This window comes from Psychrosphaera sp. (assembly GCF_982872775.1).
The window spans coordinates 1-14,875 of record NZ_CEYNSH010000009.1 but is presented as its reverse complement, the minus strand read 5'-3'; the positions used below and the strand labels follow the sequence as shown (position 1 = coordinate 14,875).

Annotated in this window: 13 protein-coding genes; 8 read left to right on the top strand and 5 right to left on the bottom strand. The window is 41.9% G+C overall.

Annotation, left to right across the window (positions count from 1 at the left end; translation table 11 throughout):
* A partial coding sequence (locus tag AC4E96_RS04210; protein WP_490254987.1) for a GGDEF domain-containing protein occupies positions 1-504 on the top strand: 504 nt, incomplete at its 5' end.
* 68 nt (positions 505-572) lie between these two features.
* On the opposite strand, the gene AC4E96_RS04205 is transcribed toward AC4E96_RS04210, so the two are convergent.
* On the bottom strand, positions 573-1,016 hold the full coding sequence (locus AC4E96_RS04205; RefSeq protein WP_490254986.1) for an Lrp/AsnC family transcriptional regulator: 444 nt from the start codon (positions 1,014-1,016) through the stop codon (positions 573-575).
* 99 nt (positions 1,017-1,115) lie between these two features.
* Between AC4E96_RS04205 and AC4E96_RS04200 the strand changes: the two genes are divergently transcribed.
* From AC4E96_RS04200 to AC4E96_RS04190, 3 genes are all read left to right on the top strand, one after another.
* Complete coding sequence (locus AC4E96_RS04200; protein ID WP_490254985.1) at positions 1,116-1,709, top strand: LysE family translocator; 594 nt, start codon at positions 1,116-1,118, stop codon at positions 1,707-1,709.
* A gap of 26 nt (positions 1,710-1,735) precedes the next feature.
* A complete protein-coding gene (locus tag AC4E96_RS04195; protein WP_490254984.1) occupies positions 1,736-2,965 on the top strand; it encodes an N-acetylglucosamine-6-phosphate deacetylase in 1,230 nt (409 codons plus the stop codon).
* A 103-nt stretch (positions 2,966-3,068) separates the two neighbouring features.
* Complete coding sequence (locus tag AC4E96_RS04190; RefSeq protein WP_490254983.1) at positions 3,069-4,046, top strand: hypothetical protein; 978 nt, start codon at positions 3,069-3,071, stop codon at positions 4,044-4,046.
* Here the strand turns inward: AC4E96_RS04190 and AC4E96_RS04185 are convergent.
* Entirely contained in the window at positions 4,010-4,483 is a 474-nt protein-coding gene (locus AC4E96_RS04185; RefSeq protein ID WP_490254982.1) for a chemotaxis protein CheX, read from the bottom strand. The two genes, AC4E96_RS04190 and AC4E96_RS04185, sit on opposite strands and share 37 nt — an antisense overlap.
* A gap of 91 nt (positions 4,484-4,574) precedes the next feature.
* Positions 4,575-5,462 carry a PAS domain-containing protein gene (locus AC4E96_RS04180; protein ID WP_490254981.1) on the bottom strand — a complete coding sequence of 296 codons (888 nt, stop codon included), beginning with the start codon at positions 5,460-5,462 and terminating at the stop codon, positions 4,575-4,577.
* A 278-nt stretch (positions 5,463-5,740) separates the two neighbouring features.
* Here AC4E96_RS04180 and typA point away from each other — a divergent pair, with 278 nt between their 5' ends.
* Entirely contained in the window at positions 5,741-7,573 is a 1,833-nt protein-coding gene (gene typA, locus AC4E96_RS04175; RefSeq protein WP_488032912.1) for a translational GTPase TypA, read from the top strand.
* Between the two features lie 100 nt (positions 7,574-7,673).
* Here the strand turns inward: typA and dbpA are convergent, their stop codons facing one another.
* Positions 7,674-9,071: an ATP-dependent RNA helicase DbpA gene (gene dbpA / locus AC4E96_RS04170; RefSeq protein ID WP_490254980.1), complete on the bottom strand. Its 1,398-nt coding sequence runs from the start codon at positions 9,069-9,071 to the stop codon at positions 7,674-7,676.
* 80 nt (positions 9,072-9,151) lie between these two features.
* On the bottom strand, positions 9,152-9,862 hold the full coding sequence (locus AC4E96_RS04165) for an START domain-containing protein (RefSeq protein WP_488032910.1): 711 nt from the start codon (positions 9,860-9,862) through the stop codon (positions 9,152-9,154).
* A 184-nt stretch (positions 9,863-10,046) separates the two neighbouring features.
* On the opposite strand from AC4E96_RS04165, the gene AC4E96_RS04160 reads away from it, so the two are divergent.
* The 3 genes from AC4E96_RS04160 to AC4E96_RS04150 are packed head-to-tail and all read left to right on the top strand — an operon-like array spanning position 10,047 to position 14,870.
* On the top strand, positions 10,047-11,855 hold the full coding sequence (locus tag AC4E96_RS04160; RefSeq protein WP_490254979.1) for an HAD-IIB family hydrolase: 1,809 nt from the start codon (positions 10,047-10,049) through the stop codon (positions 11,853-11,855).
* A gap of 3 nt (positions 11,856-11,858) precedes the next feature.
* On the top strand, positions 11,859-13,112 hold the full coding sequence (locus tag AC4E96_RS04155; RefSeq protein WP_490254978.1) for a glycosyltransferase family protein: 1,254 nt from the start codon (positions 11,859-11,861) through the stop codon (positions 13,110-13,112).
* Positions 13,113-13,124: 12 nt separating this feature from the next.
* A complete protein-coding gene (locus AC4E96_RS04150; RefSeq protein WP_490254977.1) occupies positions 13,125-14,870 on the top strand; it encodes a sugar phosphorylase in 1,746 nt (581 codons plus the stop codon).
* Positions 14,871-14,875: the final 5 nt, after the last annotated feature.

Below are 14,875 nucleotides of genomic sequence, written 5' to 3'. Positions count from 1 at the left end.
CGTGGCCTCGAACAAGAAGGCGGTCGTTTTATTGACTCAGCTATGAATGGCGAACGAACTTTTATTTTGGTACTCGTCGACATTGATCACTTCAAATCAGTAAATGATACTCACGGCCATGATGTTGGTGATGTTGTCCTTAAAGAATTGGCAGACTCTTTAGTAGATAACCTAAGAACCAGAGATATTGTAGCGCGTTTTGGTGGTGAAGAGTTTGTGATAATGCTACAAGGTGAGCCTTTGTCTTTATTGATTCAAAAGGTACACAACCTCAGAGCATTAATTGAAAAAACTGAGCTAGTGATAAATGACAAACTATCCCTTTCCATAACTTGTAGTTTTGGTGTTGCCGCGGTTCAGCCCACCTATCAAGCATCAAAGTCAGGCGTCAATTTAAACGATTTACTCAAGTTTGCTGACTTGGCTTTGTACCAATCTAAACGAGATGGTCGAAATAAAGTCTCCATCGATTTACATTATTGTGATGATAAGCAAATTAATTAATCTCACTTTTTTCGAGTGAGCGCTTACCTCTCAGGTTACGTCTTTTAGTTTTTCACTAGTATTATTTGTTAGGCGCGATCGTCTTTTGGTGAGTCCATAACAACTAGGGTTGTGATTGTGTTTACCTGTGGCAAGTCTCCTAATATATCAGTATGAAACTTTTTGTAGCTACTCAAACTCTCTGTTTCGACCCTCAATATATACTCAAATGAACCCGTTACATTATGGCACTCGGATACTTGTTTGGCTTTGATGATGGCATGTTCAAATTCTAGTTGTGCCTTTTTCGTGTGGGCTGACAATCCAACGGTAACGTAGGCGATAAAGCCTATACCTAACTTTTCATAGTCTAGACAAGCGCGATAGCCTTTAATTATTCCCTTATTTTCCAACTCTTGCACCCGGCGTAAGCAAGCCGAGGCGCTGAGTCCTACCCGTTCGGCTAGTTCTGCATTGGTTATTCGGCCATCATTTTCTAATTCATGCAATATTCTTTCGTTGTATTTGTCCATTTGATTTTTTCTTGCGTAAAAAATGTTTATTAAACAATAAACGCAAGCACCTTGCGGTGCAATTGAATTAATATTATTTCAAGAATAAAGGAGAATGTTATGACGATTGAATTGGTTGGGGCCCTGATGTTATTTGCGTTGGTTTCCTCTATAACACCAGGGCCAAACAACTTGATGTTAATGAGTTCGGGCGCAACGTTCGGTTGGAAACGAACACTACCGCACCTTTTTGGAGTGGCACTAGGCTTCACATTTATGGTGCTGTTAGTTGGCGTTGGTGTTGTGCAGATCTTTAATTTGTGGCCGACGAGCTATCTTATTTTAAAGGTGTTAAGTGTGGTTTATTTACTGTATTTGGCTTACAAAATTGCAACCAGTAGCCAAGCATCAAATGACAAAGTTAAGTCTAAGCCTATGACGTTTATGCAGGCAGTGTTATTTCAATGGGTGAACCCAAAAGCATGGACCATGGCGTTAACTGCAGTCAGTATTTACGCACCGGATAAAGCAGTTCTAAGCGTTTTGTATGTGTCACTGGTATTTTGTATCGTTAACTTTCCTTCAGTTAGTCTGTGGGCTTTTATGGGACACAAATTACAAACCGTACTCGATAAGCCTAAATATTTACTGCTTTTTAATAGAGTGATGGCATTATTATTGGTCGCTTCTTTGGCGCCGGTCCTGATGGATTAAACAAAAGGTCAATTTTGGAAAAAGTAATGACACAACGATTTTTGGCAGAACAAGTTTTTGATGGTGAACGCATTTTGACAAATGCGATTATCAAGGTGGAAGGCGGTAATATTTCCGAGGTAACTTCATCACCAACCTTGGCTGAACAGGAAGAAGTCCTATCATCTGGACGACATCTGAAAGGATTGGTTGTCCCTGCTTTTATCGATTTACAGGTCAATGGCGGCGGCGGGGTTTTATTTAATAACTCGCCAACCGTTGATGCATTAGAAACGATTAGCCAAGCTCATATGAGAGCCGGAACGGGGTATATTTTACCAACAGTGATCACAGATGATATCGGCGTGATGGAACAAGCCGCAGACGCGGTTTCTGCCACAATAAGGAATAACCGCTCAATATTGGGGATTCATTTTGAAGGCCCACATTTAAGCGTCGTCAAAAAAGGGGTTCATCCAAAGCAGTTCGTCAGAGTTATGACAGAACGTGAGCGCTCTTTGTATAAGCGCACAGACCTAGGCATTAAAAAAATAACCATTGCGCCAGAGTCGATGTCCCTATCGGACTTAGAATTTTTATTAGCGAATAATTGGCTTGTATCGATAGGGCATACAAACGCGGATGCTGACACAATACAAAAATACGTCAAAGCGGGGGCAACTTGCTTTACGCATTTATTTAATGCGATGTCGGCAATGACAGGAAGAGAGCCCGGTGCTGTAGGGACCGCCTTGTTAGAGGAAAGTGTTTACGCAGGGATCATTCTCGACGGACATCATGTTGACTATAGAAATGGTTATTTAGCCTGGCGACTAAAAAATGAAAATAAGGCAGTGGGCTCGGGGCGTTTATTTTTAGTATCTGATGCTATGGCTACTTCTGGTGTCTATGCCAGTCCGTTAATGAATGAAGCCAAACATGTGGCTGAAAATAAGGGCATGATGACTAAAACATCGCAGGCAAAGTCTTTTCAGTTGTTTGGTGAAACGTTAACCGAAAAAGATGGCAAATTAACAACTAGCGAAGGCACCTTGGCAGGAGCGCATTTAACCATGCTTTCCGCAGTACAAAATAGTGTTGAACACACAAATATACCTTTACCCGAAGTTTTGAAAATGGCCAGCTGTTTTCCTGCTGATTATTTGTCTACATCCCCTATCGAACAAGGCCCTAAAGTTGGTTATATTAAACAAGGTTACCAAGCTCGATTTTTGTTATTGGACAATAAACTGAATTTAATTGAGACTTTTGTATAACTACTTGCGTATTTTGTTACGAATATTTACAACTAGTTCGTGAACTATTCACCATACTACACGTCTGTTAGTTAGTCAGATTCATAAAGGGAGTTGCATTGTAATGTTTGAAAAGTTAATTCGTTCCAAAAAGAAGTGGGTGTCGTGTTCCTCAATCGTGCCATCACCCAGATACACTTCCAAAACCACTGCAATAGCATCAGTATTGTGCTTGATGGTAAGTTCACAAGTACTCAGTAATGAGTCAACGCAGGCGATGTCTGAAGTGAATGATGTGCAAGTATCTACTGCTTCAGTAATCAGTGAGAAAAGTCCAGAGTTGACGGTTGAAAAGCTACAACAAGTTATTCAAGAAGTATCTACTACCCACCCCGTTTCTGGTAATTTACAAGTTTCATTTCGCGATATAGAAGAGTTTGATGGTGAGCCACGCGAGTCAGTGGGCACTGTTGGTTTTTATATTAGTGAAAACCCTAATGGCTTAACTATTTCTTATGACAAAGACGTGACTACAGCCATCAAACTAGAAGCCGCGTCAAAGGTAGAAGATGAAGAGGCTGACACTCCCACGATAGATGCAATTCGAGAAGTGAGTACAAACACAATCAACCGTATATTCTCACCTATTTCATCCATCAATAGTTTATTGACTCACGCCGAGTTAGAACAGATAGAAAATGTCGAACAAAATGGCCAGACTTTGAAAAAGATGACATTTACTATGCCGACAGAGTCCTTTATACGCGATAAACAGGTACGTAAGTATGTCGATAAATTTAATGGCAAGCTAACAATTACGGCAACGGAGCAAGGTGTTCCGGTGGAAATGGCAACAACATTTGAGGGGTCTGGTCGCGCTTATATTTTCTTTTCAATGAAAGCGGCGGGAAGTAGTTTGACTCGATATGAACTAGTAAATGGCCGTTTGGTGATGACGTTTAATGAACGGTTTAATAAGTATGAATCAACCTTTGGCAACGGTGAGAACAATTCTGTGCTGTTATTCTCACCGTCAGAGACAACGGACAAAAAAGCCGACAAAGCCTATTTAGCTATAACATCAAAAGAGACTTCGATGTAAGCATTGCCCGATTCTGATGTGAAGGGGATGATTAATGTCTTCCCTTCGCATTGGTGGGTGATAGTGTGGTTTTTTCCAGAGACAACCGTTGGTGTTGCCATATCAAAGTCATACCCTTTATCACCAAGCATGTTCTTGGCCCCTCCAGTTACCATATTGGTAATCTCACCAACCATATCGGTCACTTCTTCATTGAGTGAGTCAGGGCGCTCACCAAGCATTTTTTCCATGATGGATAGCGCGAGCTCTTCTTGAAAGGTCACTGATAACGAGCCTTTTGTTTGCGGACCCGCCATGCCAATAATGCCCGAAACATCACCGCGAGAAGTCTCTTCTTTTTTTAAACTTGGCTTACCAGGCTCTAACTTGGTCATTGCCATAGTTTCAAGAACGTTCATTAATGAACTCAAAAACGGATTAATAAACTCTACATTCATGATGACTTCTAATTTGTTGGACTAAAAAAAACAGAGCGATAGCTCTGTCACACCATTTAAATTTAGACGTCCTGTCGTTAAATTTCCACCATTAACGAAGCGAATTTTTACTATTGTACATTTCTTTATCGGCGAGGCTTAAGAGAGATTCAGGATCCATACCATCGGTTGGGTAGCGCGCAATCCCTATACTGACGCCTATATTAATGGTGTGGCCTGATAGGCTGAATGGTTGAGTAATGGAGTTAATTATTTTTTCTTTCACCTTATCAACGACTCTTTCGCCATCACTTGGATCAGAGATCAGGACAACAAACTCATCACCACCGTAGCGAGCGATAATGTCGTTGTTTCTTATTTGTTGTTTTAGACGTGCAGCCACTAAGTTGAGTACTTTGTCACCTACAGCGTGACCATGATCGTCATTGACATGTTTAAAACCATCTAAATCACAGAACAATAATGCAAATGGCGGTTGCTCTTCCTCTTCATTAAAGCATAGGTTTTGAAGTTGCTTATTGAGATAAAGCCGGTTGGGAATATTTGTTAACGCATCGGTATTTGCAGAGCGTGACAATAGACCCTCTGCTCGTTTGAACTCGGTCACATCTTTGGCAATAACAATAATACCGACGACTTCGTTGCTGGTGGTACTTATATGAGGAAGGTAACTGATATATAAATAACTGAGGCTAATGCTGTTTTTGGCTTGAATCCAGGATTTAAAGTGGACTGGTTTGCCAGATGTCATGCACTTTTCGACATTGGGCTTAACAATTTGCTCGTAGGTGGAAAGATCGAATACTTGTTCTGGGGTACAGCCGATTAGATCACTCGCATTTAGACCGTAAAAGTCGGCATAACTTTGGCTGATATATTGATATTTATTATTGGCATCAAGATAAGCAAATAAATCAAGGCTGTAGCTTAGTACAGTGCCAAAGACTTCTTGCATAAAATTGAATGAGCTTTCCTTCATCACACCTACTACTCCCTGTCCGTCCAAAGTAGTTTAAGCATATTTGATTAAAAATCTACCACGTATTGTAAATAAATTGGTCTATTTTTAATTTAATCACTCAATCTCTTGTCCTTTCATGTATAATCCCGCGCCAGATAGAATCCCGTCGCAAAATTTTTAACATTTTGGTTTCTAAACTACGCTTTTTAACAGTCCAATTGTGGTCAGTTAGAAGATAAATTCGGAAACTTACTTTGAAATATAAAGTGGCGTTCCACCCTTGTTGAGGAAAACACATGAGCCAGCCAAATGACCGTAAGGGTCTAAGAAACGTAGCGATTATTGCGCACGTTGACCACGGTAAAACCACCCTAGTTGATAAACTACTAGCACAATCAGGTACGTTAGACTCACGTACAGATTTAGACGAGCGAGTCATGGACTCGAACGACATCGAAAAAGAACGTGGTATTACGATTCTTGCTAAAAACACTGCAATCGACTGGAACGGTTACCGTGTAAACATCGTAGATACCCCGGGACACGCCGATTTCGGTGGTGAAGTAGAACGTGTAATGTCAATGGTTGACTCTGTGCTACTTATCGTTGACGCGCAAGAAGGTCCAATGCCTCAAACGCGTTTCGTAACTCAAAAAGCTTTCGCCCAAGGCCTAAAGCCAATCGTTGTAATCAACAAAATCGACAAGCCTGGTGCTCGTCCTGATTGGGTTATGGACCAAGTTTTCGACCTATTTGATAACCTAGGTGCGACAGACGAACAATTAGACTTCCAAGTTGTTTACGCATCAGCACTAAACGGTTGGGCTTCTAATGACGAAGATGAACAAGGCACAGACATGACGCCATTGTTCGAAACAATCATTGACCAAGTTCCTGCTCCTGAAGTAGATGTTGACGGTGCATTCCAAATGCAGGTTTCTCAGCTTGATTACAGCTCTTACTTAGGTGTTATTGGTGTTGGTCGTATCATGCGTGGTACGGTTAAACCTGGTCAACAAGTAACGGTTCAAACCGCCGCTGGCAACATTCATAACGGTAAAGTTGGTAAAGTATTTGGTTACTTAGGTCTTGAGCGTTATGAAGCAGATTCAGCCTCTGCAGGTGACATCATCGCGATCACAGGTCTTGGTGAACTTAAGATTTCTGACACTATTTGTTGTCCTACAGAAGTTGAGCCACTACCGGCACTTTCTGTTGACGAACCAACAGTAACAATGACGTTCCAAGTAAATACTTCTCCATTCGCTGGTCAAGAAGGTAAATACGTTACTTCACGTAACATTCTTGAGCGTTTACAAAACGAATTAGTACACAACGTTGCACTTCGTGTTGAAGAAACTGAAGATCCGGACAAGTTCCGTGTTTCAGGCCGTGGTGAATTACACTTAGGTATCTTAATCGAGAACATGCGTCGTGAAGGTTACGAATTAGCGGTATCACGTCCTGAAGTTATCATGCGTGAAGTCGACGGTGAAATTCAAGAACCATACGAAACAGTAACAATTGACGTTGAAGAAGAGCACCAAGGTTCAATCATGGAAAACATGGGCCTTCGTAAAGCTGAACTTACTGACATGGCGCCAGATGGTAAAGGTCGTATCCGTATGGACTTCATCATGCCAAGCCGTGGTTTGATTGGTTTCCAAACTGAGTTCATGACATTGACTTCTGGTTCTGGTCTTCTTTACCACACGTTCATGGAGTATGGTCCGCACAAAGGTGGAGAGATCGGTGCTCGTAAGAACGGTGTATTGATTGCGAACGCAACAGGTAAAGCACTGACTAACGCACTATTTAACCTTCAAGAACGTGGTCGTATGATGATCGGTCACGGTACTGAAGTATACGAAGGTATGATCATCGGTATTCACAGCCGTGATAACGACCTTACCGTTAACGCCCTTAAAGGTAAGCAGTTAACGAACGTTCGTGCATCTGGTACAGATGACGCACAGGTTCTTACACCGCCTATCATCATGACGCTTGAGCAAGCGCTTGAGTTCATCGACGATGACGAGTTAGTAGAAATCACACCTGAGAACATCCGTATTCGTAAGAAGTTCTTAACGGAAGCTGAGCGTAAGCGTGCTTCTCGTACAAAAGCATAATCTGCTTTAGTAATTAATAAAAACCCCGTTTAATAACGGGGTTTTTTGTAATCGTTTTTTAAAGATTTAAAATCACTGGTCGTGGCTGGGGGTTTTGGCTTTATCGGAGCAACCAAGCTCTAAATTTTCTACCTTTTAATTTACCTTCTTCAAGCTGCTTGGCAGCTTTCTTCGCAACGTTTTTATCCACAGCAACATAGCTGTACATACTGAACATATTGATCTTACCGATGTCATCGCCTTGAATGCCATCATTTGAAGTCAATGCACCAAGAATATCACCAGGGCGAATTTTTTGCTTTTTACCGCCATTAATTCTGATAGTACGCATTGAAGCTTTGACGACTTTGTTTTGTAAAACAGAATCGCTTGGTAAAGGTGAATACGAAATGGTTTTGTCTAAGTAATCTTCAATCAGACCAACTTTGTAACCGTCATTTGGGCCAACAAGGCTTGCTGCTTCACCCTTTTGTCCTGCTCGGCCTGTTCGACCAATTCGGTGAATATGTACTTCAGTGTCGTGGGCAAGTTGGTAATTAATTACTAACTCCAAATCTTTTATATCTAAACCGCGAGCTGCAACATCAGTGGCCACCAATACCGTGCGACTACCATTACTAAACTGGCTTAACACTTGGTCGCGATCACGTTGTTCCAAGTCACCATGTAATGCCGCAACATCAAAACCAAGGTCATATAGATCGTCTGCAACAAGTTGGGTTTCTTTTTTTGTATTACAAAAGACCACGGCAGATTTGGCTTGGTGTTTCATCAGCAATAATTCAGTTGCCGCTAACCTCTCTTCGTTGTCAGTGATTTCATAAAATGACTGGTTGATGGTTGAGGTATCGTGGTTTGACTCTACCTTCACCATAATTGGATCGCGTAAGAACTTGTTTGCAATCGTTTTTACGTTGGCTTCAAAGGTTGCACTGAATAATAGCGTTTGACGATCGGTTGGTGCCGCATTTATAACCGCATCCATGGCCGACTGAAAGCCCATTTCCAACATACGGTCGGCTTCGTCTAAGACTAAGGTTTTAAGCTCAGATAAATCGATACGGTTTTTGCTTAAGTGGTCTTCTATACGACCAGGTGTTCCAACTAAGATATGCGCCCCGTGTTCCAAAGAGCCAATTTGAGGCCCCATAGGCGTACCGCCACAAAGTGTAAGAACTTTAATGTTGTGAATACCGCGGGCTAGGGTTCTAATTTCCTTGGCTACTTGGTCGGCTAATTCACGAGTTGGACAAAGCACTAATGATTGAACGCGAAATCGCTTTACGTCTAAGGCTTGAAGTAGACCTAAAGAAAACGCCGCGGTTTTTCCTGAACCTGTTTTGGCTTGAGCGATGACGTCTTTACCTTCAATTATCGCAGGAAGACTTTGCTTTTGAATGTCGGTCATTGCCGTGAAATTAAGGCTAGATAAAGTGTCTAGTAACTCGTTCTTTAATTGCAGGCTACTAAATGCAGTCTGGTTTGCGCTGGTGTTCAAGATGATTACTCGCTCGCCTTTTACAGGCTATTTGGAAGGAAAATTAACTTCGACATTCTAGCATTTTTTAACCAATGCTATTAGGTTTTTTGCTTTTTCATTTGGTTGGTCATTTTTATTAAAGTCTTAACGTCTTTTTCTAGTTCTTTAACTAACTTTGAATTGATTAAACCAGCAGAAACATTACCGCCAAATTCTGTGTGCATAAACATAGTGAGTTTTGTTTGGTTTTCATCGAGTGCCTTTAATTCATAAGTAGCGTGAGAAAAACCCCTTACTAAACCTTTCTTTTTGTGTAAATGAGCGGTTTCAACGTGGGCTTGAGAGGGAACAAAAATCAATTTTATTTTGGCATCGATACCCGACTCATCGGAGCTAGTTAGTGCTGTAGAGCCCTCCATTTCAGTAAGGAAGACAAAGTCACGATCACTCAGCGGCCAAGGCATATCTATTATGGTGTAGACCAGACTTTGGGTTTCACTTAATGCCCGTAATGTTTGGGATAGCTTACAACGATTTATCCAACTCCAACATTGATTCTTCTGTGGAAAGTATTTCAACGCTTTTTGTATGGGCATCGCCAGCATTACCTCTGCTTTCGTTGCATCAAAATCTGAATTTAATACATCGCTGACATATACAGAATAACGAGCTTTTTGTTCTTTTAGTTCCCACTCTGTAGGTTCTGGTAGTGGTAAATTGGTCGATTCTGAGACATCAGATTCAAAAGGATTAGCGCCTGCGACAGCATGACCACTTATTAATGCCAACAGGACCACAAACCAACTCATCACACTTTCTCCTCAACTCAAACAGAAAAATTAACGGCTAAATAAATTGCGCCAACAATCGTCATTCAAGAATAGCAGGACCTGATTTATTCGCTGAAAAAATTCACTGGCATATAAGTTGAAACACTCTTCATGTGATTGCGCATATCTATACGGAAAAAACCGTAATTTAGGAGGTAAACAGGTGAAAGGCGAGATAATTCAGGCCTTTATTAGGGAAAATAGAGTATCAGAGTCGTTTTATGAAAATGCACTCAATTGGTACGTCCCTTTAATAAATCGAATAATAAAGCACCAAAATGAAGCGCCTCAATGTTTCTTTGTCGGTATTAATGGCTGCCAGGGATCAGGCAAAAGCACCTTAGTATCCTTTATCGATTTTTACCTGAAAAAAACAGCCAAAAGTACCAATAAACCACTTAATGTTGTGACCTTGTCACTGGACGACTTTTACCTTTCTCGTCAAAAAAGATCAGAGCTCGCCGAGCGGGTCCACCCACTGTTTCAAACTCGAGGCGTACCTGGCACACACGATATGACGTTACTGACATCCACCTTGCATCGACTTAAGCAGGGAGACAAAGGATTTTCAGTACCCAAATTTGATAAAGCGACCGACGATGTTTTACCTCAACCCGAGTGGCCTGTTGTCGATGAGTCAGTGGATTTGGTGTTAATTGAAGGTTGGTGTTGGGGCAGTGTTCCTCAGGTATCATCGCAATTAGCTCAGCCGGTAAATACGCTAGAAGCACAACAAGACCCAGACGCGATTTGGCGAACGCATGCTAATTGGGTATTAAAAGAAACGTTTTTGCCATTGTATGAGTTAGTTGATCAATGGGTGATGCTCAAAGCGCCGAACTTTGATTGTGTGCTGGAATGGCGTTACGAACAAGAAAAGCACTTAGCACTCAGTGTTACTAAGGCCGACAACAAGCTGATGAGTAAAGATCAGATCAAACGATTTATTTCTTATTTTCAACGGCTAACACAGCACACCTGCAAGAATACCCAAAGATTTGATGAGGTTTTTATCCTTGATTCAAGCCGGAAAGTCACCTCTTTGACCGCATCTGAACAGCCTAATATGTTGGTTTTTAGTGACTTAGACGGGACTTTGCTGGACCATTTTGATTACAACTTTGATGCGGCCAAGCCTCTTCTGGCCAAATTAGAAAACCAATGTATTCCGGTTGTTGCCAATACCAGTAAAACATTCGCAGAGTTGGTAGAGTTATATGGAAAGTTAAAGCTAGTGACTCCTTTCATCGTTGAAAACGGCGCAGCAGTTTATATTCCCATTGGTTATTTTAGGGAGCAGCCTGCTGAAACAACCGTTGAGGGTGATTATTGGGTAAAAGCCTTTGTACCGAGTCGTGAACATTGGTTGGATCATCTAAATCAACTTCCCTCGGGACTCTGTGATGCCTTTATTGGATTTTCACAAATGAGTTCAAGCCAAATTGCACAAGAGACTGGGTTATCAAAAGAAGAAGCTCTTCTTGCATCTAAAAAGCAGTTCAGTGAGCCTATCAAATGGCTTGGTAATGAGCGTCAAAAACAGCAGTTGGCAATTTACATCTCTGAGCGTGGTGCCAAGCTTTTAGAAGGAGGGCGCTTCATTCATATTGGTGGGCAATCAGATAAAGCACACGCCATGAATTGGCTCACAGCGCAATACGAAAATGAATATACCCAGCCAGTCTCTCAGCTCCAAGGTGTTGGTGCCACAGAAAAGACAAGCCTCAACTTCGATACGAGCTCTGTTAACGGAATAGTCACTGTCGCGCTTGGTGATAGCTACAACGACAGTGCTATGTTAGAAGCCGCGGACATTGCGGTGCAAATCAAATCCCCAAAACACGGCTTCGTAAAACTAAAACCCTGTTGCCGACTCATTCAATCAAAACAATATGGGCCCGAAGGCTGGGCCGAGACGATGAGCTTTCTATTAGACGAATTTCAACAAAAGTGCGGGAGCACGAGGAGTTAAGTAATGGCTGATTTTTATCAAAATGGCGTCGTAACGACCCTGCACAATCTTACCAATCGCAGTACTGAATCGTTAGAAGCCGAATTAATCGAGTTTGGTAAGCAGCGACCACTAGGCTTAATTCTACCTTCGTTGTACTCGGAGCTAGAAGGGCCGGCGTTAGCCCGAATAGTAAGACAGCTCGCCAATGTCCCTTATCTCAACCAAATAGTGATTGGACTCGACCGGGCGTCTTTGCAAGAGTATCAACATGCACTGTCGTTTTTTGATGTTTTACCACAACCTCATCGAATTTTGTGGAATGACGGTCCAAGATTACAAAAGCTGCATAAGAAATTGGATAAAATGGGTTTAGCTCCCACTGAGTTAGGAAAAGGTCGAAATGTTTGGTACTGCATGGGTTATACCTTAGCCACAGAACAAGCCGAAGCCGTCGCCCTTCACGACTGCGATATCGTCACCTATGACCGCCAATTGTTAGCGCGATTAATCTATCCAGTAGCCAATCCAAGATTACACTTTGAATTCAGCAAGGGTTTTTATGCCAGAGTCGCACAAGATAAACTTAATGGCCGAGTAACCCGTTTGTTAGTCACACCCCTTCTCAAAGCATTACAAAAGGTCTTAGGTTACAACGAATACCTCGAGTACATGGATAGCTTCCGCTATTCCTTGTCAGGTGAATTTTCTTTCCGCAGAGATGTCTTAAATGATCTGCGAATCCCAAGTGACTGGGGTTTGGAAATCGGTGTACTGTCAGAAATGCACCGAAATTATGGTACCAACCGTATTTGCCAAGTTGATATAGCCGATAACTATGACCACAAACACCAGGATGTGTCTTTTGAAAACACCGACGGTGGGTTATCGAAAATGTCTATCGATATTACCAAAGCACTGTTTAGAAAATTAGCGACACAAGGTTATGTGATAAATTCCGAAAACATGCGGACTATAAAAGCAACGTACTTTCGAATCGCCTTAGATTACATTGAGACGTATCGAAGTGATGCTTTAATTAATGGTTTAGATTTGGATATTCACCTGGAAGAAAAGTCCGTTGAAATGTTTGCCAAAAACATCATGGAAGCGGGCGAGTTATTTAATGCCAATCCAATGCAAACGCCATTTATTCCATCGTGGAGTCGTGTAGTTAGCGCTGTGCCAACAGTACTCGACGAACTGAAAGAGGCGGTAGAACTCGATTACCAAGAGTTCTCAGGCTATTTGAGAAAACCTCGTTTGGCAACTGCCTAAGGTGACACAACGATGTCCTTAAGTGATCTCAAACTTAAATTGGTGCAACAACTCCACGTCATTTACCAAGATGTTGAGACGGTTCAAGATTTAGACGGTTTAGCAGACCGGTTACTGGCGGAAATGAGGACGGCAGAGAGCTTTCATGAGCCAATTCCTTTTCAAAATCATTGGTCCGAACAAGACATCATTATGATCACTTATGGTGACTCCATTCAAAAGGAAGGCGAAAAACCATTAAAGACACTGACGTCTTTTGTGCATCAGTACTTGGATGGCGTTATCAATGGTGTTCATATTTTACCGTTTTTTCCTTACAGCTCGGATGATGGTTTTTCGGTTATAGATTATTCGTCAGTGAATGAAAGCTTAGGTGATTGGCAAGATATAACTGACTTATCCATTACTCACAAAGTGATGGCCGATTTGGTCATAAACCACTGCTCCAGTCGTAGTGCCTGGTTTCAAAACTTTATAAAAGGCGAGGGCAAGGGCGCCGATTACTTTTTTACCGCCGAATTAGACGATGATTTATCGCAAGTTGTCCGGCCAAGAACCAGTCCTTTGTTGAGGCCAACACAAACGAGTCGCGGGATGAAACACGTGTGGTGTACTTTTAGTCATGACCAAGTGGACTTGGATTTTCGTAACCCCGAAGTATTACTCACGTTTGTTTCAATAATTCGGCAGTACCTCGATGCTGGGATAAAAATATTTAGACTCGATGCTGTCGCGTTTCTATGGAAAATTGTCGGTAGCAGTTGCATCAACTTACCTCATACTCACGAGGTCATTAGGTTGTTGCGTACTTTGCTTGAGCACACTGTCAAAGACGCTTTGCTGATCACCGAAACAAACATTCCAAACAGCCAAAACCTGACTTATTTTGGTAACGCCAACGAAGCCCATGCCATCTATAACTTTTCACTACCACCACTGTTGGTTAACGCTTTGGTGACAGGCAACTGTCAGTATTTAAAACGCTGGCTGATGAGTATGCCACCGTCGCAAAACGGCACCTTTTATTTTAACTTTATCGCTTCTCACGATGGAATTGGACTGCGACCAGCAGAAGGACTGCTTAGTGAAACCGAAATTAACACCTTAGTGAATACCATGACCGCTCGAGGCGGACGAGTGTCATGGCGAACCGGTGAACAAGGTGAGCAAAAGCCTTACGAAATAAACATTGCGTTGTTTGATGCTTTACAAGGAACAGTAGATGGAGAAGATGTTTGGGGACTTGAACGATTCTTGTGTGCGCATTCTGTCATGCTTGGTTTAGAAGGTGTGCCAGGTATCTACATTCACTCGTTGATTGGCACGAGAAATGACTACGACAAGGTACGTCACACCAGTCAGAACCGCTCTATTAACCGTCACAACTGGGAGCATCACGAATTAGAAAGTGCCTTGGCCAACAAATTTAATGAACATCACAAAGTCCTCGAGCGGATGAAAGCACTTATAGCGATAAGAATTAAACAGCCAGCCTTTCACCCCAACGCCGTGCAATTTGTTTTGCATTTAGGCTCTGAATTATTTGGTTTTTGGCGACAAAGTGCCGACCGCCAACAAAGTATTTTTTGCATCAGTAACATGAGTCATCAAGCCACAGCGCTGCGCTTGTCAGAGCTTAATTTAATCATAAATAACGGCTGGTGGGATTTGATATCTGGCGATGAGATTCTAGATATAACCGGAGAGTTGATGTTGAGCCCGTATCAGACGGTTTGGATTAGTAATCAGTTTAAATAAAAAAA

Coding starts and splice junctions, on each gene's coding strand:
- AC4E96_RS04205 (WP_490254986.1), bottom strand. CDS start 1,016: ATGGACAAATACAACGAAAGAATATTGCATGAATTAGAAAATGATGGC.
- AC4E96_RS04200 (WP_490254985.1), top strand. CDS start 1,116: ATGACGATTGAATTGGTTGGGGCCCTGATGTTATTTGCGTTGGTTTCC.
- AC4E96_RS04180 (WP_490254981.1), bottom strand. CDS start 5,462: ATGAAGGAAAGCTCATTCAATTTTATGCAAGAAGTCTTTGGCACTGTA.
- AC4E96_RS04195 (WP_490254984.1), top strand. CDS start 1,736: ATGACACAACGATTTTTGGCAGAACAAGTTTTTGATGGTGAACGCATT.
- AC4E96_RS04155 (WP_490254978.1), top strand. CDS start 11,859: ATGGCTGATTTTTATCAAAATGGCGTCGTAACGACCCTGCACAATCTT.
- AC4E96_RS04165 (WP_488032910.1), bottom strand. CDS start 9,862: ATGAGTTGGTTTGTGGTCCTGTTGGCATTAATAAGTGGTCATGCTGTC.
- AC4E96_RS04190 (WP_490254983.1), top strand. CDS start 3,069: ATGTTTGAAAAGTTAATTCGTTCCAAAAAGAAGTGGGTGTCGTGTTCC.
- AC4E96_RS04185 (WP_490254982.1), bottom strand. CDS start 4,483: ATGAATGTAGAGTTTATTAATCCGTTTTTGAGTTCATTAATGAACGTT.
- AC4E96_RS04150 (WP_490254977.1), top strand. CDS start 13,125: ATGTCCTTAAGTGATCTCAAACTTAAATTGGTGCAACAACTCCACGTC.
- typA (WP_488032912.1), top strand. CDS start 5,741: ATGAGCCAGCCAAATGACCGTAAGGGTCTAAGAAACGTAGCGATTATT.